20 protein-coding genes and 1 tRNA gene are annotated in these 21,691 nt (G+C 64.3%); 11 read left to right on the forward strand and 10 right to left on the reverse strand.

What is annotated here, in order from left to right; all coding sequences use genetic code 11:
• Nucleotides 1-53: 53 nt before the first annotated feature.
• The 3 genes from AC1RQP_RS25245 (at nucleotide 54) to AC1RQP_RS25255 (ending at nucleotide 4,088) form a co-directional block, all read left to right on the forward strand.
• Nucleotides 54-1,007 carry an alpha/beta hydrolase gene (locus tag AC1RQP_RS25245; RefSeq protein ID WP_492939025.1) on the forward strand — a complete coding sequence of 318 codons (954 nt, stop codon included), beginning with the start codon at nucleotides 54-56 and terminating at the stop codon, nucleotides 1,005-1,007.
• An 856-nt stretch (nucleotides 1,008-1,863) separates the two neighbouring features.
• Nucleotides 1,864-2,583 (forward strand): response regulator, encoded by a 720-nt coding sequence (locus AC1RQP_RS25250; protein WP_131869289.1) that lies wholly within the window; start codon nucleotides 1,864-1,866, stop codon nucleotides 2,581-2,583.
• Nucleotides 2,580-4,088 carry a sensor histidine kinase gene (locus AC1RQP_RS25255; protein ID WP_492939027.1) on the forward strand — a complete coding sequence of 503 codons (1,509 nt, stop codon included), beginning with the start codon at nucleotides 2,580-2,582 and terminating at the stop codon, nucleotides 4,086-4,088. The genes AC1RQP_RS25250 and AC1RQP_RS25255 overlap by 4 nt, the downstream gene beginning before the upstream one ends.
• 243 nt (nucleotides 4,089-4,331) lie before the next feature.
• Here AC1RQP_RS25255 and AC1RQP_RS25260 read toward each other — a convergent pair whose 3' ends face one another.
• Both AC1RQP_RS25260 and AC1RQP_RS25265 read right to left on the reverse strand, forming a co-directional pair.
• Nucleotides 4,332-8,390 (reverse strand): autotransporter domain-containing protein, encoded by a 4,059-nt coding sequence (locus AC1RQP_RS25260; RefSeq protein ID WP_492939029.1) that lies wholly within the window; start codon nucleotides 8,388-8,390, stop codon nucleotides 4,332-4,334.
• Between the two features lie 653 nt (nucleotides 8,391-9,043).
• Nucleotides 9,044-9,739, reverse strand: coding sequence for a VIT1/CCC1 transporter family protein (locus AC1RQP_RS25265; protein ID WP_239621470.1), 696 nt, complete (start codon nucleotides 9,737-9,739; stop codon nucleotides 9,044-9,046).
• 276 nt (nucleotides 9,740-10,015) lie between these two features.
• On the opposite strand from AC1RQP_RS25265, the gene AC1RQP_RS25270 reads away from it, so the two are divergent.
• Nucleotides 10,016-10,879 carry a transglutaminase family protein gene (locus AC1RQP_RS25270; RefSeq protein ID WP_239621468.1) on the forward strand — a complete coding sequence of 288 codons (864 nt, stop codon included), beginning with the start codon at nucleotides 10,016-10,018 and terminating at the stop codon, nucleotides 10,877-10,879.
• 126 nt (nucleotides 10,880-11,005) lie between these two features.
• On the opposite strand, the gene AC1RQP_RS25275 is transcribed toward AC1RQP_RS25270, so the two are convergent.
• Nucleotides 11,006-11,188: a hypothetical protein gene (locus AC1RQP_RS25275; RefSeq protein WP_239621466.1), complete on the reverse strand. Its 183-nt coding sequence runs from the start codon at nucleotides 11,186-11,188 to the stop codon at nucleotides 11,006-11,008.
• Nucleotides 11,189-11,446: 258 nt separating this feature from the next.
• On the opposite strand from AC1RQP_RS25275, the gene AC1RQP_RS25280 reads away from it, so the two are divergent.
• The 4 genes from AC1RQP_RS25280 (at nucleotide 11,447) to AC1RQP_RS25295 (ending at nucleotide 13,212) form a co-directional block, all read left to right on the forward strand.
• On the forward strand, nucleotides 11,447-11,863 hold the full coding sequence (locus AC1RQP_RS25280; RefSeq protein ID WP_239621464.1) for a BA14K family protein: 417 nt from the start codon (nucleotides 11,447-11,449) through the stop codon (nucleotides 11,861-11,863).
• 192 nt (nucleotides 11,864-12,055) lie between these two features.
• Nucleotides 12,056-12,307, forward strand: coding sequence for a hypothetical protein (locus AC1RQP_RS25285; RefSeq protein ID WP_239621463.1), 252 nt, complete (start codon nucleotides 12,056-12,058; stop codon nucleotides 12,305-12,307).
• Nucleotides 12,308-12,495: 188 nt separating this feature from the next.
• The gene (locus tag AC1RQP_RS25290) at nucleotides 12,496-12,852 is read left to right on the forward strand and encodes a hypothetical protein (RefSeq protein ID WP_239621461.1); all 357 of its coding nucleotides are present in this window, start codon (nucleotides 12,496-12,498) and stop codon (nucleotides 12,850-12,852) included.
• A gap of 159 nt (nucleotides 12,853-13,011) precedes the next feature.
• Complete coding sequence (locus AC1RQP_RS25295) at nucleotides 13,012-13,212, forward strand: CsbD family protein (RefSeq protein ID WP_239621453.1); 201 nt, start codon at nucleotides 13,012-13,014, stop codon at nucleotides 13,210-13,212.
• Nucleotides 13,213-13,237: 25 nt separating this feature from the next.
• On the opposite strand, the gene AC1RQP_RS25300 is transcribed toward AC1RQP_RS25295, so the two are convergent.
• A tRNA-Glu gene (locus tag AC1RQP_RS25300) sits at nucleotides 13,238-13,312 on the reverse strand.
• Nucleotides 13,313-13,369: 57 nt separating this feature from the next.
• Nucleotides 13,370-13,714, reverse strand: coding sequence for a hypothetical protein (locus AC1RQP_RS25305; protein ID WP_061880466.1), 345 nt, complete (start codon nucleotides 13,712-13,714; stop codon nucleotides 13,370-13,372).
• Here AC1RQP_RS25305 and AC1RQP_RS25310 point away from each other — a divergent pair.
• Both AC1RQP_RS25310 and rpoH read left to right on the forward strand, forming a co-directional pair.
• A complete protein-coding gene (locus AC1RQP_RS25310) occupies nucleotides 13,713-14,720 on the forward strand; it encodes an RluA family pseudouridine synthase (RefSeq protein ID WP_239621451.1) in 1,008 nt (335 codons plus the stop codon). The genes AC1RQP_RS25305 and AC1RQP_RS25310 overlap by 2 nt on opposite strands.
• Before the next feature lie 219 nt (nucleotides 14,721-14,939).
• A complete protein-coding gene (gene rpoH / locus AC1RQP_RS25315) occupies nucleotides 14,940-15,839 on the forward strand; it encodes an RNA polymerase sigma factor RpoH (RefSeq protein ID WP_061880464.1) in 900 nt (299 codons plus the stop codon).
• A 237-nt stretch (nucleotides 15,840-16,076) separates the two neighbouring features.
• Here the strand turns inward: rpoH and AC1RQP_RS25320 are convergent, their stop codons facing one another.
• The 4 genes from AC1RQP_RS25320 to AC1RQP_RS25335 form a co-directional block, all read right to left on the reverse strand.
• Nucleotides 16,077-16,703 (reverse strand): peptidoglycan recognition protein family protein, encoded by a 627-nt coding sequence (locus tag AC1RQP_RS25320; RefSeq protein WP_492939033.1) that lies wholly within the window; start codon nucleotides 16,701-16,703, stop codon nucleotides 16,077-16,079.
• Nucleotides 16,704-16,794: 91 nt separating this feature from the next.
• A complete protein-coding gene (locus AC1RQP_RS25325) occupies nucleotides 16,795-17,997 on the reverse strand; it encodes a GGDEF domain-containing protein (RefSeq protein WP_239621447.1) in 1,203 nt (400 codons plus the stop codon).
• 648 nt (nucleotides 17,998-18,645) lie between these two features.
• The gene (locus tag AC1RQP_RS25330) at nucleotides 18,646-19,257 is read right to left on the reverse strand and encodes a LysE family translocator (RefSeq protein ID WP_492939036.1); all 612 of its coding nucleotides are present in this window, start codon (nucleotides 19,255-19,257) and stop codon (nucleotides 18,646-18,648) included.
• Nucleotides 19,258-19,313: 56 nt separating this feature from the next.
• The gene (locus tag AC1RQP_RS25335) at nucleotides 19,314-19,688 is read right to left on the reverse strand and encodes a response regulator (protein ID WP_492939037.1); all 375 of its coding nucleotides are present in this window, start codon (nucleotides 19,686-19,688) and stop codon (nucleotides 19,314-19,316) included.
• Between the two features lie 119 nt (nucleotides 19,689-19,807).
• On the opposite strand from AC1RQP_RS25335, the gene AC1RQP_RS25340 reads away from it, so the two are divergent.
• Nucleotides 19,808-20,638 carry an SDR family NAD(P)-dependent oxidoreductase gene (locus tag AC1RQP_RS25340; protein ID WP_492939038.1) on the forward strand — a complete coding sequence of 277 codons (831 nt, stop codon included), beginning with the start codon at nucleotides 19,808-19,810 and terminating at the stop codon, nucleotides 20,636-20,638.
• Between the two features lie 183 nt (nucleotides 20,639-20,821).
• On the opposite strand, the gene AC1RQP_RS25345 is transcribed toward AC1RQP_RS25340, so the two are convergent.
• The gene (locus tag AC1RQP_RS25345) at nucleotides 20,822-21,628 is read right to left on the reverse strand and encodes a lytic murein transglycosylase (RefSeq protein ID WP_035674099.1); all 807 of its coding nucleotides are present in this window, start codon (nucleotides 21,626-21,628) and stop codon (nucleotides 20,822-20,824) included.
• Between the last annotated feature and the right edge of the window lie 63 nt (nucleotides 21,629-21,691).

Here is a 21,691-nt window from a genome sequence, read left to right on the forward strand (position 1 = left end):
GTCCTCTACAAACAAATCATTCCATTTCGCGCCGCGCTTTCCTCGGCGGATTCATGTCGGCAGGCAGTGCCCTCGCGCTCGGCGGATGCGCCGGCCTGGGCGCGACCGGCGCGCGCTTCGATGCCTCGTCGCTCTCCGCTGACCCCACATTGCTTGTCGCCACCACGCGCAAGCCCGTGAATGGTGCTCGCGCCAAACCCTGGTTCGGTCCGGAGCGCGCGACGAGCATGACGGTCGCGCGGGCCAAGCTGGTGGCGCCCGACGAGAGCCGCCTGTCGCTCGCCTCGGTCGGGCTTGGCGGTTGGCGCCTTGATCGGATCGAACCGGCGCCGGCCGACGCCGGCGACCTCGCCTCGCAGGCCGGCGGAGGAGACGTGCTGATCTATGTGCACGGCTTCAAGCAGACGTTCGAGACGGCGGTGCTGGATGGCGCCTATCTCTCCGATGCGATCAAGTTCCGCGGCCGCACCATGGTGTTCGCCTGGCCCTCCAAGGCCGGACTGTTCGACTACGCCTATGACCGCGACAGCGCGATGTGGTCGCGCGACGATTTCGAGCGCGTGCTCTCTGCGCTGGTGTCGGCACCGGGCGCGGGCCGCGTGCACATCGTTGCGCACAGCATGGGAACTATGCTGACGCTCGAAAGCCTGCGCCAGCTCCATGCGCGATACGGCGACACGGTCACCAGCAAGATCGGCGCGGTGGTGTTTGCAGCCCCCGACATCGACATGGACGTGTTCTCGTCCGCGGTCCAGCGCATCGGCCCGCTCGCGGGCAAGATCACCGTGATCGCCGCGACGAACGACCGCGCACTGGCGCTGTCGGGACAGATCGCAGGTGGAATGACCAGGGTCGGCGCTGCCGAGAAAGCCGCCATCGCGCGGCTCGGCGTGCGCGTGATCGATGCGTCAGCGGAAGGCTGGGGCATCGTCAACCACGATCTGTTCCTGTCGAATGGGGAGGTGCAGCAGGTTATCCGGCGGTCGATCGACGGCACGACGGCGTGAGCGGCACGCTATACTGATTTTCGCCATCACGGCGCTCGTGTCGTTCGCTCCGCAGGAATTCGGACCGAGAAAACGGCTCTTGTGGGCGCTTCGCCTGGGAACCTGACATGCGGCTCGGGAGGAAAACGGTCGCTGTCCGCCACGAGGCGCGAAATCGCCATGCGGCTCGCACCCTGCGTCAAATCAACGAGCGCGGCCGAAGACGAAGTGTTTCGCAGCACGAGAACGAGCAGGCAGGTGATCCGAAATGCGGCCTTGCGAAGAAGCCGTCCCCTCGTGGCGTCGCCATCATCGTTCCCGACCGTCGAGCCTTTCGGGATTGCCGGAACTGCTCCGTGAGAAACGGCGTCCATCGCGCACATGCAGCGCTCCTGCTCGGTTGAACATGCGCACGATGGAATTCGGTTGTCGCAGAACTTTGCCGACGGCTACCGGGAATTGTCGCGATCTGTCTCAGGCATGCTGCATCGCATAGTTCGCGACAACTCGGCCCTCTCTACCTGCCGGCTCCCCTCATCTGCCCTTCATCGATCACGTTGCCTTCAGTGCGGCTTTTCGAGATCGCATCAGATCCTGATGGACATGCGAGCTTGCGACAATTTGCGACAGAAACGGGCTGCCGGGACAAAGTTTTGCGACAGCTTGTGGCCAAGATGTTTCGGCCACGCTTGGAAATCGTTGCAGATGAGGGCAGTTCCCCGGAACAAGTTGGCCCCCTCGCGATCGCGATTTGACGCCACGTTCCTTTCAGGGATGCCATCCCGCAAGGATGTGATTTCAGCCGATCGTAACCGGCCGGTACATTCTTGATGGGCTGGCTACTGGAATTCATTTTGATGCGGAACGGAGCAATCGGATGGACTCGGCACCGCACATCGCCGTCGTGGACGACCATCGTGACATCCGCGACCTCGTCGGCAAATACTTGATGCAACATGGCTACCGCATCAGCCTCGCAGAGAGCGCTATCGCACTGCGTCGCTTGCTCGAACGAAGTGCTCCGGACCTGATCGTTCTCGACATCATGATGCCGGGCGAGGACGGATTGTCCCTCTGCCGCCATCTGCGCAGCACCACCGAGCTTCCCGTCATCCTTTTGACTGCCATGGCGGAGGAGACCGATCGCATCGTCGGTCTGGAAGTAGGCGCCGACGACTATCTGTCCAAGCCGTTCAATCCCCGCGAGCTGCTCGCCCGCATCAAGGCGGTGCTTCGGCGAGTGCAAAGCCTGCCGCCGCAAAGAGGTCGGCTGGCGAGCAAGATCGTACGCTTCGACCGATGGACCTTTGACGTCAACCGGCGCGAATTGCTGGGAAACGACGGCGTTGCCGTGCCGCTCAGCACGGCCGAGTTTCGTCTCCTGTGCGCATTTCTCGATCATCCGGGCCTGGTACTCAGCCGCAACCAGCTCCTTGACCTGACAGTCGGCCGAGATGCTGATCCGTTCGACCGGAGCATCGACAATCAGGTCAGCCGCTTGCGGAAGAAGATCGAGGCCGACCCGAAAGTACCAGCCTTGATCAAGACCCATTGGGGCGGTGGATACAGCCTCGTCGCGGAGATCGGGCAACCATGACGAGCTTGTGGACGCGCAGCCTTGCGGCCCGTTTCATCTGCTTCACGCTGCTGTCTCTCGTGCTGTCGCAGGCCATCGTATTCTTCATTTCCTGGGACGAGCACGGGCAGTCGATCCGGAAGGCCGCCAAGGGCGAGATACTCAGCAGGTGTGCCTCGCTGGCCCGGGTCCTGGAAGCGACGCCTCAATCGCTGCAGACCGACATCCTCAATGCCAGCAACACGAGCTCGGCGAGATATTGGATATCGACCAACGGCCTGAAGGGTGCTTCGGAGTGGCGAGAGGAGGCATGGGAGCGCCTGGCGCAGCCATTGCCGCGCGTCTCCTTTCCCGGTCACAACGTGCCCGCCGAGGTGAGACCGGACTTCACCCGAAACACAGCCAAGAGCAGCGGCGCCACCTCCTCCCAGTGGGTCGACCTGAAACCGGAAGCCTGGCCACTCTCCCGGCCGGCGAAGTTCCTTTATCTCGATGACACCACCGGCATGGGGCTGGCCGTTCAGTTGGCGAATGGGGCGTGGCTGAACACTGCCTTTGCCAAACCCGCACAAGACGGCTTCTGGACCTCCAAATCCACCCTGGCGCTCGGCCTTTCAGCGTTGTCGTTGTCCATTATCGCCGTGTTTGCCGCACGCGGCATTGCGCAACCCTTGCGCCGCCTCGCCGTAGCGGCCGAGGCGCTCGGCCGTGGCCAGGAGGTCGTGCCGCTGCCGGAAACCGGCCCCGACGACATCCGACGCACCGCCGAGGCATTCAATCGCATGCAGGCGCGCCTGCATCGTTTCGTCGACGACCGCACCAAAATGCTGGCCGCTATCGGTCATGACCTGCGCACACCTCTGACCTCGCTCCGTTTGCGTGCGGAATTCGTCCGCGACGAGGAGGTCCGCGAGAAGATGCTGTCCACCATTGCCGAAATACAGACGATGACAGAGGCGACCCTCGCATTCGCCCGCGAAGATGCGACCGCGGAGACTACGCGAACCCTGGATCTCACGGCTCTCGTGGAAAGTCTCTGCGACGATCTCGCCGAACTCGGTCATGACGTGTCTTTCTCGAACGGACAGAAGATCGGCTACAGCTGCCGGCCAGACGCACTCCGCCGCGCGTGCCGTAACCTGATTGAGAACGCTATCCGTTATGGCGAGCGGGCGCGCGTTACCCTGGAGCGAGGTGCAGACAACATCGAGATCACCGTCTCGGATGATGGACCCGGCATTCCCGACAGCGCCCGCGAGCAGGTTTTTGCGCCATTCTTCCGGATTGAGAATTCGCGAAATCGCGAAACAGGAGGCGTGGGCCTCGGTCTTTCCATCGCCCGGACCATTGTCCGCCACCACGGCGGAGACATCATCCTGAAAAACGGGCCGAAGGGATTGCACGCGGTCATCAGCCTGCCGGCGCAGGAGGGCGTGCCGCCTCTCGTCAGCCGCCCGACCACGGCCGCAGCAGCGAAGGACGCTATCAACGATCTCGAACCGGCAGCGCGCGGCATTTCTGCTTGAAACCCGGCCCGCGCCGCTCTCGCCACCGGTAACGCGCCATGCCGTTGCCGGAGCGCGCGACATCGGAGAACTCACCCTCGAAGGTCGCGGCGAGCGAGAGGCGCATGGCAAAAACCAGGCGGAATCGCTGGCGACCGCGATGGATCAAACTGCAACAAAGGCGAGCCAAGTGGAGACGCCCGCCTTGCGGCGGAGGGCCGTTCCCGATGAGTTTGCTCGTTGCCCGCTCATTGTTTGCGAGCGTCACCACGCATACCGAAAGGCACCCTTGCCGGCGTAGCTGCGGGTGACGTTGGAGAACTCACCCTCGAAGGTCGCCACCAGCGAAACGCCGTTGAGCCATTTCACCTCGGCGGATGCGGTGGTGAGCGCCGCGTCGTGCGCCTGCGTCGCACCGCTCAACACGAACGACGCGCCCGGCAGCGCCTGGAAGGTCGCCGCGATCGAGCGCTCCGGATTGAAGTCGTGCGCCCACGCCGCGCGTCCCCGCAGCGTCAGAACCGCATCAACAAGCGCGAACGACCTATCGGCGCGCAAGCCGAGCTCCGACCGCGAGGCCGTGACACTCTTGGCGCCGTAGCTCAATGCAAAGGTATTGGCGCCCGACAGCGCCTGCTCGGCGTAGGCCGGCAGATCGAAGGTGACGAACTGGCTGGCCGCATAGGGCGTCAGGCCCATCCACGGCATCGCGACGCGATAGCCGCCCTCGACGCGGCCCGAATACGCATTGGCGTTGAAGCGCGCCTGCAACTGATCTATCCCGGCGATGGTGACGGTGCGGCTCGTGGTGACATCCTGCCAGCCATAGGCCAGCGCTGCGGAGAGATAGGCCGCACCCATGGTGTGCCGCACGAACGCGCCGGCCTGGAACAGATCGGACCGCCCGGTGCCGCCATTGGCGACGCTGAAATTGGTGCCGCCGCCGGCGAGTGCGAAGCCCGCGACGGTGTTCGGCGAGAACCGGTAGTCGGCACCGACGGCCGTGCCGAACAGGCGGCTGGTCGCGGTGTTCGATCCCGTCGTGGCGTTGCCGTCGGTGGTCTGCGTACCGCCATAGCCCGCAGCCCACACGCTCCAGCCTTGCGTGAGGGGACCTGCCGTCACCGGCGCCTTGCGAAAGATCGCAGCATAGGCATCCCGCTCGGAGGTGGAGCTTTTGCCGCCGGTGGAGGCGTAGGCTGCGGCCGCGGCCGCATCGGCGAACTGCGCAGCGCCGGTCGACGCCGGTACGCCGTCGCTCCGACCGAGCACGAACGGATCGGTCATCGCGCCCATGAATTGAGACATCGCGTTGAAGGTCGTCTGCTGCGATCCGCTGGCGGTTTCGCCGGAGAGCTGGCCGAGCGCGCCGGCGAGCGGAGCGCCGGACAGCCCAAACACCGTGACAAAACCGGGGGGCAGCGTGCCTCCACCATTGAAGAAACCGTTGATGGCATTGGCGACGTTCGACGGATTGGTCGCAAGCTCCTGCCGTGCGCCCAGCGCCGCCTTGAGGCTCAGCAACACATCGGTCGTGCCATAGCTCAGGCTGGCCGTGAAATTGACTGGTAGACCGCTTGTCGTAAGCAGATCGAAGGTGGTGCCGCCGAGCCCACCGGCCGCGGACAGGATCGTATAGTTGCGCGCCATATAGCTGCCGGGGGCGAATACCGCGTTCACCGTGCCGGCGAGCGTGGCCGTTCCGGTGATATTGGTGCGGTCCGCGGCGTTCGGCGAAACCTCGACAGCATAGCTCGCGCCCGTGTCGAAGGTCAGGCTGCCGCTCACCGAAATCGTGCCGATGGAATTGCCGGGCGCCAGCGTGCCGCCACCGGCGATGACTGTCGACGACAAGGTGCCGGTGCCGCCGACAGTCCCTCCTGAATTGACGGTCAGCAGGCTGGACGACGCGATCGAGCCATTCACCGCGAGCGTGCCGCCATCGACCGTCGTCGCGCCGGTATAGGTATTGATGCCGGAGAGGATGGTCGTTCCAGTCCCGTTCTGCCGGAACGCACCGCTGCCGGAAATCACGCCGGGAAGCGTCAAAATATCGGAGCGATCGATCGCGAACACGCCGTTGTCGACGACATCGCCGACGAGCGATCCCGTCGTTCCACCATTGCCGAGCCGCAACGTGCCGTTCGCAATGATGGTGCCGCCGCTATAGGTGTTGGTACCGGTCAGGACGGTCGTGCCGCTCCCATCCTGCCGAAATGTGCCGCTGCCAGAAATCGCGCCGGCGAGCGTCAGGGTATCGGAGCGATCAATCGCGAGCACGCCGTTGTCAACGACATTACCGACGAGCGATCCCGTCGCGCCGCCATTGCCGAGCTGCAACGTGCCGCTCGAGATGATGGTACCGCCGGTATAGGTGTTGGTGCCGGTCAGAACGGTGGCGCCGCTCCCATCCTGCCGAAACGTGCCGCTACCAGAAATCGCGCCGGCGAGCGTCAGGGTATCGGAGCGATCAATCGCGAGCACGCCGTTGTCGACGACATCGCCGACGAGCGATCCCGTCGTCCCGCCATTGCCGAGCTGCAACGTGCCGCTCGATATGATGGTGCCGCCCGTATAGGTGTTGGCGCCTGAGAGCGTGAGCGCGCCGGTCCCGTCATAGGTCAGGCCGCCGGCGCCGATCGCGATCGTGTTGCTGACGAGAATCGCGCCGGCGCCGCCGAACGTCAGGGTTTGGCCGGCACCGGTGATCGTCCCGGTCAGCGACAACCGGCCGGCATCGGAATCGATGCGCGCGTCGGATCCCAGCGTAATGGCGCCGGCGAAACTGTTGTTGCCGGACATGTTGCGCAGCGCCCCGCCGTTCGCGACGCCGTCGCCTTTGAGCGTCAATGGCGAATTGCCGATCGACAGGCCGCCCTGGAGCTCGAGCGAAGCACCGCTCTCCACGACAGTGCCGCTGAGACCGCCGAGAAGGTCGGCTCCGTTTGAATTGCCAACCAACAGGGCCCCACCATCGATGGCAAGGGCGCCGCCAGAATTCAAAGTCAGGCCGCTTGGCGCGAACAGCACGGTGCCGGTCGCCGTCGCCGAGCCGAAGGTAAGCGTCGTTCCCGTGCCGCCACCGTAGGTGAAGCCGCCGCCGAGTGTCAGCGTGTTGCCCGCGGCGGCACCGATCGTGGCTGAATTACCAACTGCGATATTGATGTCGTTACCGAACGTGCCGCTGAATTGTGCCGCCAGCGTCGAACCGGCGGTCCCGCCGGTAAACTTTATCGTGCCAGTGCCCAGCCCGCTGGCATTGTTGATGACCGTCGTTCCGCTGACCAGATTCGTGGTGCCGGTGAAACCACTGTTCGAACCGTTCAGCGTCAGCGTCCGCGCGCCGGCGTCGATCGAGAGGGTTCCGGAGCCGACAAGGGCCGTGGTGAAAGGAATACCGAAGGTTGCGTCGACGCCGGCGCTTGCCTGGTCGATGGTCAGGCTGGCGCCCGCTTCGATCTTGACATTGCCGTTGATGAAGGAGCCGGACAGCAGTTGCAGAACGTTTGAGCCGCTGAGAAAGTCAATCGCCGCGCGACCGCCGCCATTGCCGCCGGAGATCGTTCCCGCATTCAGGATCGTGAGATTGCTTCCGACGACGGCGGCCCCGGCCTGGGAAGGATCAAAGCCGCCGGGATCGCCGGAGCTGCCGCCGTAAATGGTGCCGAAATTGTTGAGAACACCGCCGGCGGTGAAAATGGCACCGACACCGCCGTCACCGGCGTAACCACCCCGCGCAAGATCGGCAGGCCCGCCGGCACCACCGGAACCTCCGGAGATCGTCCCGTAATTGGTGAGCGTGAGAAACGTGGTTTCGACAACGCCATAGCCGCCGCTTCCGCCGCCTCCGCCGCCGCCACCGCCAAGCCCGGAGGACGTTGCGACCCCGGCCTGCCCCTGGCCGCCCGCGCCGCCACTGATCGTTGATCCCGCTGACACGGACGTAATGTCGGTGGCACCATTCGTGCCACCGATGCCTCCGGCGCCGCCGGAGGCCGAACCGCTGCCGTCGAGTCCACCAGCCCCGCCCGCGCCGCCGCCGGCGGCACCACCGCCACCACCGCCGCCGCCGAAATCACCGGTGCCATTCTGACCGGCATTGCCCGTTTCGCCGCTATATCCGGTGGCGCCTGATCCGCCGTCGCCGCCGGTCCCGGTCCCGAGGAAGCTTCCGCTTCCTTCAGCGCCGGCGCCGCCCGCCGCAAGCGTCGGACTGGATGGCCCGAGCGCAAGGACAAAAACCACCGAGGACAACGCGGTGCCGCTCAACAAGCCGATGCCCAGTTTCGAACCTCGCCTGACGCCCGCGCGCAACTTTGCCATGAATCCCAACGCCCCCGCGCCCTGCGCTCTTCATGCGATCGATGTCTTCGCCGAGCACTAGCAGGCCGGCCGACCGGGCAATGTGCCGAGCGTCTCAGGTGCAGATTCCGAAGGGTACTGATGCGCGCACGACACATAACTCCAGATTCCGGCCCAACGTCCGACCTCACGTCGGGCCCCAACATCGTAGCGAGGGAAACGCCCGTGCACGGCTGACGTCGATCATATTGCCACGTGCCATGCCGACGCCGCGGCTGGCGCATCCAGATTCGGTGACGGCGTCATTTCTGCCGAGCGAGCCGAGCACCGCCTGTATCTTGCGACGATCAAGCGCCACATCGCAGCCAATCTCGAGAGCCGCTCGCTCAACGCCCAGGCTCTCGCCGCCTAAGGGGTGAGCCGATCTTCAATGGGACAAGCACGCCGGCTGGAAGGACATTGGGCCAAGAGAAAGAGAAAGCGAGTGGCCTCAAGTGCCGTCATGCAGCCGAGACCGGCGTGACAGCCTGCCGATAGACCCCGTCCCCCGCGTCGGCTGCGTCCATCGACCACCTCTCCGGTCCAAATGGCCAGCACGGAAGGAAACTACGAGGGCGCATGTGCCAGGAAGGCCGAGACACTGCACGACGTGGCGTCGCAAGCGCGACCAGCGCTCACACAACCCTGCCAACAACTGCGCCAATTCCGGCCGTCAGTCCCATCGCGCAGGCCCCCCAAAATGTCACTCGTATGGTTGGCTTCAACAGGCCGGCGCCTCCTGCCTTGGCGCCGATTGCGCCGAGCAGCGACAGGAAGAGCAGCGATCCTGCAGCGACGACCGGGATCAACACATTGGATGGCGAGACCAGGACAAGCGCAAGCGGCGCTGCCGCTCCGGCGGAGAAGGTCGCAGCCGATGCCAACGCTGCCTGCACCGGACGAGCGGTGCTGATCTCCGAAATGCCAAGTTCGTCCCGCGCGTGCGCGCTCAGGGCGTCCTTTGCCATCAATTGCTTCGAAACCTCGCGGGCGAGACCGGCCTCGAGGCCTCGCGCGACGTAGATCTGAGCGAGCTCTTCTCGCTCGAACACCGGGTCGCCTGCCAGTTCGCGCTTCTCACGCGCGAGGTCGGCATGCTCCGTATCGGACTGCGAACTGACTGAAACATATTCGCCAGCCGCCATGGACATGGCTCCGGCAACCAGCCCGGCAATCCCGGTCAAGAGAACATCGCTTCGGGAGACGGCAGCCGACGCCACTCCCAGGATAAGACTTGCGGTCGATATGATCCCATCATTGGCGCCGAGCACGGCCGCTCGCAGCCAGCCGATGCGCGCAACGAGGTGGGTCTCTTTGTGGATGCGACTCATCTGTCCAATACTCTTCCGACCGCCCTTACCTGCCCCGCGGAGGCCGCTTGAAGAGCTCGGCATCACGATCGATGGCTTGATCTCAAGTCTCCGGGACTTGGAGCCTGCCGTCATGATCTAAATCAACGGGATGACGGAGGTCCGTCTAAGCCTCGATCAGGCCGCGCTCATGACAGGACTTGGATCGACATTTGCATGGGCTCGTCAACTCGGCCACACTTCCCGAAGGGGACCGCCGGACAAGGGGCTCGGCCAGAGGCTCGATCGGAGCTTTCGTTGATCACGCTGAAGATTCTTCACACCACGACCTATCGATTCAACGAACACGTGCGCCTGTTGCCGCACCGCATGATGCTTCGTCCGCGCGAAAGCCGCGAGCTTCGTTTGATTTCAAGCAACATCACGGTGACGCCGCCTGCGGCCTTGACCTGGGCCCACGATGTGTTTGGCAATGCAATCGCGACGGCCACGTTTCAGATGACAGCGTCGAACCTGGTGATCGCCAGTGTCGCAGAGCTTCAGCTCGACGCGGTTGCATGGCCGGTGTTCGATATCGCGGCTTCGGCGATATCCTATCCATTCCGCTATTCCGATGACGATTGGACCGATCTCGGCGCCCTCGCTCTCCCCCAGTTCTCGGACACGGCTGGGGTCCTGCGAAGTTGGGCAAGAATGTTCGTTCGAGGAAGTCGGACGGACACGCTGTCGCTGCTCAAGGACCTCAGCGTCGGCGTTTCCGAAGCTGTCCGGTATCAGAGCCGTGAGGACGAGGGCACCCAGACGCCGGTAGAAACCCTGAATCGCGGCTGGGGGTCATGCCGGGATTTCGCGGTGCTCTTCACCGAAGCAGCACGCATGCTCGGGTTCGGAGCCAGAGTCGTCTCCGGCTACCTTCACAATCCAGGACAACAGAGCGTCGGATCGAGCGGCGCGGGTTCAACCCATGCGTGGGCGGAGGTGTTCGTACCGGGAGCCGGCTGGATCGCGTTCGACCCAACTAATCGCAGCCTCGGCGGGTTCAATCTGATCCCGGTCGCGGTGGCGCGCGATATCCGGCAGACGACCCCTGTGTCCGGCAACTTCGTCGGAAGCACCGGCGCCTTCGCCGGGATGTCCGTAGAAGTTCTTGTCACGTCTTAGGCCGACGGGATCTTTGGCGATCGCCGTTGAGCTTCGCATTCCTGACGCGCCTCACGCGCCGGTTCGATCTGCTGCGTGAGCGCCGCATCCTTTCACGCAACACATCGGCGGCGAATTGCCGGTCGGCTATAGCCAATTGATTCCCGCCAGCGGCAACAGCCGTTGAAGGATCGCGGCCAGGCAGACCAGCCCCACCAACAATTTGAGAAGACCCGCCAAACGGGATTCATTGACAAACTTGTCGATGAGCCAGAAACAAATTGCCCCGACGACGCAAATGATCAAGATCCCGATGATGAGTGAAAGCATGGAAGCCCCTTGTTCTGTCGTGGCAGCGACACGCATGCGCCACCGCGGATGAAAGGAGGAGATCAGCGCTCGCTCATGCGTAGGGCGCTGCTTCGCGAATGTCTCCGAAGAGCAAGTTAAGTCTGTCCAATCGATGCACACTCACGTTGCGCTGGATCAATTCACGTAGGCTTTCCTGGATCATTGTGACGCGTCCCTTCCCGAAGATGGCCGGCTGCGCTGAAGGCAGCCGCTCTGCCAGAACTTAGAGATGCTGTCATGAACAAGACGTCCAAGACTGTGCTTCTTGCGCTCATCGTCGCCACCACACCGTGGGTCGTCGCGCCGGTCACAGCGGCACCGGCAACCTCCGCGCTGATGCTACGCGGCGCGGTGGCGCCATCGGTAGAGACCGTGCAATATCGCCGCGGCTGGCGCGGTGGTTATCGTGGCGGTGTAGGCATTGGAATTGGTGCAGGCATCGCTGGCGCGCTGATCGGCGGGGCAATTGTTGGCGCAACGCAGCCCTACGGCTATTACGGCTACGCTCCCGGCTATTACGGGCCGGCCTATGTCGCTCCGCCACCCTATATTGGTGGCGACGCAGACGGCTATTGCGCGCAACGCTTCAGGTCCTATGACCCGTATTCCGGCACCTATCTCGGCTACGACGGCCTAAGGCATCCCTGCCCGTGAGGAGGGCAACCTAAAATCTCGGCGGCCTGATATTAAGTGGTCATATAGTTCGGCTGCCAACAGGCATTCGCAATCGTCATTGATCCACATCAATCGGTGCGCAAAAAACATATCCGCCATAGCGGGAACGCCTGCCCGCCGCTTCTATTCGTTCATTGTCCGGTTCCGGACGAACTAGAATTGGTGGATTCCATGAAAAGCACCCTATTGGCGACGGTCGCAGTCCTTGCGCTCGCTTCGCCGTTATTCGCGGCCGAGACGGGCAAGACCGTTGGGCAATCGCCCTCATCGTTTTACCTGGCTCAGGATAGCGCGACCATGAGATGTCAGATCGTCGAGAGCCAGCCTGCGACCGACAGCAAGATGAAGGTTGTCGGCGTCGCGCACACGACAAGGACTTCCGCAGAAGCGGCTTTGAAAGCCGACAAGACTTGCGCCAAGTGATCGATCAAGTCGCGGCGCGGGTCTATTGCTTCGCTAGAAGCACGAGACTTTAGACCTGCCACGTGACCTTCAGAGCACTCTGCGTTGAGGCTCTTCGTCAGCAGCTGCAACAAAGGCAATCATCAAGCCGGCCAGTGACACGCAAGCCACTTGCCGCTTGAGATGCTTCAAGTTCGAGAGGTACAGCGATGAATAGGCAGACTAGGACATGCGCGACTGCCGCCGCGCTCTTCGGCGCCGCGATGCTCGGCTCGGTACTTCCTTCAGGGGCAGCTCCGATCTCGCCGAGCGCGCCTCTTCTGACAGAAGGGACGTCCTCGTCCGAAGTGACGGAGGTCGGCTATCGACGCCATTACCGCAGTCGCGGCTATCGGCCTGCTCCCGGGGCGGCCATTGGTCTTGGAGTTCTTGGTGCCGCAGCGGGAGCCGCCGCCTATGGGGCCTACGGCCCCGGCTACTACGGTCCGGGTTACGCGCCGGGCTACGCACCAGGTTACTACGGCGGTCCCTACCCGTATCGCCGCCAATACTACGCCCCCTACTAAGGGCACCTTTAACGCCATTTGGGCGTGGCAAGCTCTGGCGCAGGCCCGCGCCACTGAACGCGCTCTCGAGCGGCCGTCGCTCGAAAACACGATTAACGCTGCGGTTCAGTGACCGCGATGACGCGGCAGCGTATTCAATCTGGAATTTGGAGACACACCATGGACTGGAATCAAATCGAAGGAAACTGGAAGGAGCTCCGAGGCAAGGTGAAGGAGCAATGGGGCAAACTTACCGACGACGATCTCACCGCAATCAACGGCAAACGCGAGCAGCTCGAAGGTCGGCTTCAACAGCGATATGGCTTTGCCAAAGATCAGGTTCGCAAGGACATCGATAGCTGGTTCTCTTCCCTCAAGTAGGTTTCCAACCGAGCCCTTGATATCTTGGCGCTCCCTAGGGGAATCGAACCCCTGTTTCAGCCTTGAGAGGGCCGCGTCCTAACCGCTAGACGAAGGGAGCGTGAGGGCTAGCCAATAACCTCGAAATTTGTCCGCCGCAAGGACCCCGACGGGCCTTTTACGGCTCGTTGGCAAATTTCAGCTTTCCGGCCGGCTTCAGGGTGTGGGCGTCGAAGGTGCGGATCTCGGTGATGCCGCCGACGTCCAGCGTGACCACGAGGCGGTCGCCGGCGACGCCGGTCGAGACGATCCTGGCGCCCTTCGGCAGGGTGGCGATGACGTCGCCCACCGGTTCGGGCGCCCTTCCCTCGGACTTGAAAAGGCGGTAGCCCACCGCGATCAGCACGGCGCAGATCGCCAGCGCCGTGGTCAACCCCGCGATCAGCATCATCCGCCGCACCCGCGCGAACAGCGCGGCCTGCTCGGGGGTCGGTTCGGGAACAGCGGTATCAGACGTCGTCATGGAAAGCTCTGGGTCTGCGCAAAGGTTGGAGGTCGTGGTCGCCGGCGACGAGGGCTCGGCCCGGCTCGACCGCGTGCTGGCGGCGCGCCGGCCGGAGCTGTCGCGATCGAGGCTGAAGGCCCTGATCCTGGCGGGCGCAGTGCACCTGAAGGCCTCCGCGGTCCGCGACCCCGCTTATCACGTCAATCCCGGCGATACGATCATAATCGACGTGCCGGAGGCGGCGCCCGCCGAGCCCAAGGGGGAGGAGATCGCCCTCGATATCGTGTTCGAGGACGACGACATCATCGTCATCAACAAGCCGAAAGGGCTGGTCGTGCATCCGGCGGCAGGCCACGAGACCGGCACCCTGGTGAACGCGCTGATCGCCCATTGCGGCGCCTCGCTGTCGGGCATCGGCGGGGTGCGCCGGCCCGGCATCGTGCACCGGCTCGACAAGGACACGACCGGGCTGATGGTGGTCGCCAAGAACGACCTGGCGCATGCCTCGCTATCGGCCCAATTCGCCGATCACGGCCGCACCGGCGAGATGCGGCGCGGCTACATGGCCTTTGCCTGGGGGGTGCCGAACCGGCATCGCGGCACGGTGGACGCGCCGATCGATCGCCACCCGCATGCGCGCGAGAAGATGGCGGTGCGCCAGGGCGGCCGCGAGGCGGTGACGCATTGGGAGATCCTGGAGAGCTTTGCCGGGCGCGATGGAAAGCCGGTCGCCGCCCTGCTCGCCTGCGAGCTCGAGACCGGCCGCACCCATCAGATCCGCGTCCACCTCGCTCATATCGGCCACCCCCTGATGGGGGATGCCGTCTATGGCCCGCATTTCAAGACCAAGGCCAACCAGCTCGGCCCTGAGGCGCAGGCCGCTTTGGCGACGCTGGGGAGGCAGGCCCTACATGCTTACCTGCTGGTATTGGAGCACCCGAGGACAGGAGAATTACTCCACTGGGAGGCGCCTCTGCCGGAGGATTTGCTTCTCCTCGAACGCGCCCTCAAAGCGGCGCTATGACGCAGGCCGCTTCAGAAAGCCTTTACATTACAAAAAGTTATAGCTGCCACACGGGGACGTGACGTCAGCAATCCTTCCCTTTTCGACCCCCGATGAGGTATATTGCGTCTGCGTTGAAATGACCAACGCGGAACATCGCAGCTACGACCGGCTTTAACACAGCGGTCGTCTGCCTGGCCCGCCGCTATCGGGGGCCTGAACCTTTTTGGAGGGCGCACTATGGCCCGTACCGCTGCTTTGCCGGTCCTCAATGGAGAATCCGGCCTTTCTCGCTACCTCGCCGAGATCCGCAAGTTTCCGATGCTGGAGCCCCAGCAGGAATACATGCTCGCCAAGCGTTGGCGCGAGCATGACGATCGCGACGCGGCGCACCAACTCGTCACCAGCCACCTCCGCCTCGTGGCCAAGATCGCCATGGGCTATCGCGGCTACGGCCTGCCGATCTCCGAGGTCGTCTCGGAAGGCAATGTCGGCCTGATGCAGGCGGTGAAGCGTTTCGAACCCGAGAAGGGGTTCCGTCTCGCCACCTACGCCATGTGGTGGATCAAGGCGTCGATTCAAGAGTACATCCTGCGTTCCTGGTCGCTCGTGAAGATGGGCACCACCGCGAACCAGAAGAAGCTGTTCTTCAACCTGCGCAAGGCGAAGAGCAAGATCAACGCGCTGGACGAGGGCGATCTCCGCCCCGACCAGGTGAAGATGATTGCCAAGCGCCTCGGCGTCACCGATCAGGACGTGATCGACATGAACCGCCGCCTCGGTGGCGACGCGTCGCTCAACGCTCCGATCCGCGACGACGGCGAAGCCGGCGAATGGCAGGACTGGCTGGTCGACAACACGCCCAACCAGGAAGCCATGATGGCGGAGCACGAGGAATATGATCACCGCCGTGACGCGCTGAACGGCGCCATGGGCGTGCTGAACCCGCGCGAACGCCGCATCTTCGAGGCCCGCCGCCTCGCCGATGAGCCGATGACGCTGGAGGACCTTGCCGCCGAATTCGGCGTCTCGCGCGAGCGCGTCCGCCAGATCGAGGTCCGCGCCTTCGAGAAGGTGCAGTCCGCGGTCAAGGGCACGATCGCAAGGCAGGAACAGGCCGCACTGGAAGCCGCGCATTAAGCGGGCTCTCGCCGCGGAGACGGATTGGCGGATCGAAAGAGAGAAAAAGCCGGCGGCAACGCCGGCTTTTTTGTTTGTGTGACGCGCTTGTTCGGCTGGATGGCGCAGGCGGTGCAAGCTCCGCTGTCATTCCGGGGCGCGCGGGGCGCGAGCCCGGAATCCCTGGGTCGCAGAGTTGGCGGATCAATGGATTCCGGGCTCGCGCCAAGAGGCGCGTCCCGGAATGACGGCTGAGACCTACTCCCCCCACTCCCTTGCCATCGTCGCGAGCGAGCAGCCTTCGCAATAGCGGGCGTCCTTGTAGTCGATCCAGTTGTGCGCATAGACGCGGTCGAGCGGGATGTCGTAACGCGCGCGCAGCACCTTCACGAGGATCTTCCACGCCGCGACCTGGGCTTCGGTCGGGCCCGCCGTCACGTCGGGATAATTGCCGGCGAACTCCACGCCGATCGAATTGTCGCGCACCACCTGGCGGTAGGTCGAGCGGTTGTCGATGTATTTGTTGTCGTTGCGGTTGGCGCCGTCGCCATGGGTCGGCACCAGATTCTCGGCGACCGCCCAATAGACCGTGCCGTCGGTCTCGACCCAGACCGTAACGCCGCGCCGTGTCGGGTGCTTCGCCTGCGCTTGCGCGCCGCCGCGCGCCGAGCCCGCCGGTCCCTCGGTCTGGTGCACGATGATGTTGCGCCAGGGCTTTGCGTTGCGGACATCGCCCCACGGCGCCAGCCAGACGATCTTCAAGCCGGGAATGTCGGGCGTGCCGGAGGCGCGCGCGAGCTTTGCGAACTCGGCATCGGTGGCGGCGGCAGGAGCGATCAGAAGGAGAGCGGCGAAAACGGCCGCGGGCAGGCGAAACATCATCATGCGAGGTCCAATGCGGCCCAAGATCATGCTCAAACAAACAAGCCGAAGCGCGATGGCTATTCATCCTGATCGCGTCGCGCCTTGACAGGCTTTACGCGAATTTCCTCAACGCCTCGACCGTCTCCGGCGAAAGCGGCGGGGCGGGATCATGGATCGCGAAATCGTTCTTGCCGTTCTTCTTGGCGGCATAGAGGGCATGGTCGGCATTGGCCATCAGGCGATCCGGGAATTTCCCGATGTCGCGGTCCCACTGCGCGACCCCGATCGAGATCGCGATCGGAATGTCGCTGCCGGTGCAGGTGGCGGCATCCTGACGGCAGACCTCGATCACGCGGCGGGCGATCGCGGCCGCCTCGCGCAAGGACGAGGACGGCAGCACGACGCAGAACTCGTCGCCGCCGGTGCGGGCGAGCATGTCGCCGGGCCGGAGGCGCGTCTGCGCCATCAGGGTGAAGTGCTTCAGGCAGGCATCGCCGGCGGCATGGCCATGGGTGTCGTTGATGGTCTTGAAGCCGTCGAGATCGATCAGCAATAGCGCAAACGGCGCGCCAGAGCGCTCCGAGCGGGCACATTCCTCGGTCAGACGCTGCAGCAGGTGCCGCCGGTTGGCGACGCCGGTGAGATCGTCGAGCAGCGCGAGGTCGGCAACCTCGTTGCGCAAGCGATCGATCGCCATCAGCAGGAAACCGAAATTGAGCGTCATCGACAGGAACAGCAGCACCAGAACCAGGAAGCCATGGACCTGACCGGCGCCCTGCGCCGAGAAGTCGTAGCCGAACAGGTTGCCCGCCGTTCGCACCGCGAACATCCCGATGACGGCGATAATGACGATAGCGGACAGCCGCGCCCCGGGGCTGGCGCGACCTTCAGGCGGCGACAGCAACAAAGGTAACGCCAGCACCAGCGGCACGGCCTGGCCGAGCGTGTAGCTCGCCATGCGCAGCAGCATGTGATCGACGACGAACAGGAACACCACGATGCCGGCGAGGCTCAGCATCGTCGTTGCCGCCATCAGACGCCACGACACCGGCCGGTCGTAGAAGCGCTGGATGCCCATGGCGGCGAGGCAGCAGGCCATGATGATGCCGACGGCGCCGGCCACGGTTGGCACGGCAGAGTCGATGAACAGGCGCAGCAGCGCGGTCGTCGCGCCGGCCGAGCCGACGAAAGCGGATCCCATCCAGAACCGCGCCGCCATGAATTTCGGATAGGAACGCGCTACATAGGCCCAGATTAGCCCGAGCGCGAGAAAGTTGACGATGAACACCGTCCAAAGTGTCGGCACGCTCAGCATGACGGCCGCAGCCCGCCCTCTCCGTTTGGCAAAACTCCGTCCATCACCACCCCCGGGTTCTTGCGGAGGACCATGCGCCCGGCGCGCTTAATGGAGTCTCACCGCAATCGTGCAAAGTCGGGCATTGGTTTTGGATTGATGAATCCGCGAACGGATTGCGGCATCGTTAATCAAGCCTTGCCGCGGAGGAGCGGGCTGCGCGGCGGAAGCCCTGTGAGGCGGATTCGCGGCCAAAAATCACCCGAAAATGCATCTGAGCTGTGGATAACGCAATGACGGAGATATGACAGCGCGGGGCAGCCGGCTCCGAATCTGCTGAGTTTGTCATCGAGGATGTTGCGAGGCTGGCCCTCCGCCGAGCATCCCTCGTGTCGCGTTCCACCATTAACCCTTGAGAGGATACTATGGCTAAGAAAGCGAAGAAGGCGGCGAAGAAGAAGGCGAAAAAGGCCAAGAAGGCGAAGAAGAAGTAACGAGGCTTCTGTTTCTTTGCCCGGGTGGAGTCTCGCTCCGCCCGGGCGTCGGGTCGGATCGGGCGGGTTTGAAGGCGGCGGGCGCAAGGCCCGCTTTTTTATTAGGTGGATGTTCGAGGCGCTTTGCCCGGGGAGAAGCCCGGGCATGACCACCTTTCGAGACGTGAAGAAGAATCTACCGCTCCGAAAACGCGAGCCTGGCGCCGAGCGCGGCAAATCCTGCGGCGAAGCTCCGCCGCAGCCACGCCATGACGCGGGGGCGGGCGATGACGCGCTCGCGCACCGAGGCGGCGCAGAGGCCGTAGAGGACGAACACCGCGAACGTCATCGCCATGAAGGCGCCGCTCAATTCCAGCATGCGCGCCAGCACATGGGCCTCGTCCGCCGCAATGAACTGCGGCAGGAAGGCGAGGAAGAAGATCGACAGTTTCGGATTGAGGATGTTGATCAGGAAGCCGGTGACGATGACGCGGCCGCTCGACCGCTCCTTGATCTCGCCGTCAACCGCGAGCGTCCCCGTCTCGCGCAGCGCCTGCCAGGACACATAGAGCAGATAGGCGACGCCGCACCATTTCAGCACGGCGAAGGCGAGCGCGCTGGTGTGGAGCACGGCGGCAAGGCCGAGCATCGCCGCTACCATGTGCGGCACGATGCCGAGCGTGCAGCCGAAGGCGGCCGCCATGCTGGCCCGCGAGCCGCGGGTCAGCGCCGAGGCGAGCGTGTAGAGCACGCCGGTGCCGGGCGATGCGACGACGATGAGCGAGGTGAGCAGGAAGGACAAGGTCATGAGCGGACCTTACCACCGCGGCTCGCGGCGAGAAAGCGAGCCCGCGGGGGGAGCCGTCAGGACAGCTGAGCGATCTCCGCCTCGCGCAGCACGTCGAGCGGCGCCCAGGGTTTGGCCCAGAACTTGGCGCCATCGGGCAAGGGCTGCTTCAAGGGGCGGCCGGAGGTGACGACGACGTCGAGGTTCGGATTGCGGTGCTTGGCGACATGCGCGAGCTCGACGCCGTTCATGCGGCCGGCAAGCTGGACGTCGGTCAGCATCAGACACAGCACGCCGGCGCTCTTGTCGAGGACGCGCTCGGCGGCCTCCGCGCTTTCGCACTGGATGACCTGGTAGCCGCTTTCTTCCAGGAGAACGCAAAGCATCTCCCGCTGCATGGCGTCGTCTTCAACGATCAGCGCTGTCGCGCGAAACGGCTCTGCTTGTCCCATCGGCGGCTCCCAATGCATGCCCCATAACGCATGTTAAAAACCGAGGCCGGCAACGGTTCGGTTTCATTTCAAAAAAAGTAACTCATAGTTCCACGATCGGGGACTTGACGGGGGAATTCATGACGACGATTCGGGGGGCGGCCGCCATCACGGGAGCGGCGAGCGGCATCGGCAGGGCGCTGGCCCTCGAGCTGGCGCAGCGCGGCTGCGATCTCGCGCTGGCCGATCGCGACGAGGCCGGATTGAAGGCGCTCGCCGCGGAGATCGGAACAACGCGCAAGGTCAGCGTGCATCGCATCGACGTCGGCGAGCCCGCCGACATCGTGCGGTTCGCGAGCGAGGCGACCACCGCGCATCCCGCCCTCGGCATCGTCGTCAACAATGCCGGCGTGGCGCTCATGGGCTCGTTCGAGGAGATCGATCAGGCGCAGATGGACTGGTTGTTCGACATCAATTTCTGGGGCGTGGTGCACGGCACGCGCGCTTTCCTGCCGCATCTGAAGACGAGGCCCGAGGCGCACATCGTCAATCTCTCCTCGATCTTCGGCATCATCGCGCCGCCGGGGCAAGCGGCCTATGCGGCGGCAAAGTTCGCGGTGCGCGGCTTCTCCGAGAGCCTGCGGCATGAGCTTTCGGCGGCAGGAAGCCCGGTGAAGCTGTCGGTGGTCCATCCCGGCGGCGTCGCCACCGCGATCGCGCGCAACGCGCGCACCGGGGTCGGCGTCACCGACAATGCCCGCCGCGCGCAATCGATCGAGCGGTTCGAGAACGCAGCGAAGACCACGCCGAAGGATGCCGCGCTGCGCATCATCAGGGGCATCGAGAACAACGAGCCGCGCATCCTGATCGGCAATGACGCCCGCTTCATGGACCTGTTGCAGCGCTTCCGCCCGGGAACGTACTGGGCGCCGCTGCAGCGGCGGCTGGAGAAGATGGCGAAGGGGACGTAAGTCAGGGACGTGATTGGCGACGCGGCGAGTTCCGCTGTCATTCCCCGCGCAGGCGGGGAATCCAGTACGCCGCGGCTTATCGAGTGAACCACGACTGCCTCGGCGGACTGGATCGCCCGGTCAAGCCGGGCGATGACACCGCGTGTGGTGCGTGAGTGCGCGTTGCTTCTCGAAGTGCTTCCCTCACTGCCCCGCCAGCCGATCGGCGAAATACCCGATCGTCTTGCGATAGACCACCGCCCTGTTCCACTCCCGCATCGCCTCGAAATTCGGCGTGCCTTCATCATAGGGCTGGCCCATCTTGAAGCCGTTGGTGTGCAGGAGGTTCGCAGTCGAGGCGAGCACATCGGGGACGCTGTGGCGGAGATCGACGTGGCCGTCGCCGTCGAAATCGACGCCGTACTTGATGTAGGACGACGGCAGGAACTGGGTCTGGCCGATCTCGCCGGCATAGGCGCCGATGAGGTCGCGCAGCGGCAGGTCGCCGCGCTGCACGATCTTGAGCGCGGCGAGCAGCTCGCCCTGGAACAGGTCGGTGCGGCGGCAATCATGCGCGAGCGTCGCCAGCGTGCGGACCACCGGCAGCTTGCCGGTGTCGCCCTTGCCGAAATCGCTCTCCAGCCCCCAGATCGCGACCAGGATATGGCGGGGCACGCCGAACTGCTGCTCGATGCGGGAGAGCAGCGCAGCGTGGCGCTGGAGCATCGCGCGGCCGCCATTGATGCGGCCGGGGCCGACACGGGTCGAGACGTACTGCTCGAAGCTCTTCTTGAAGGTGTAGCGCTGGCGCCGGTCGAAGGCGAGCACGGCAGCGTCCTGGGTCACGCCGCCGAGCGCCGCATTGGTCACGCCCGCCGAGACGCCGGCGGCCTGGGCTTCCTGCGCCATGCTGGCGACGAAACTGTCGAAATCGCCGCCGCAACGGGCGGCCTGCGCCGACCCGCCGGTCAGACAGACGACGACGGCGGCGGCGAGAAGCGGTCTCAGCATGTGCAGCAGTTCCCCAGATTCCTTGCGCGAAGCAGCTGGCGATCATGCCCGGGAACACCGCGA

The sequence above is a fragment of the Bradyrhizobium sp. GW821-FHT13H06 genome, from assembly GCF_058803975.1.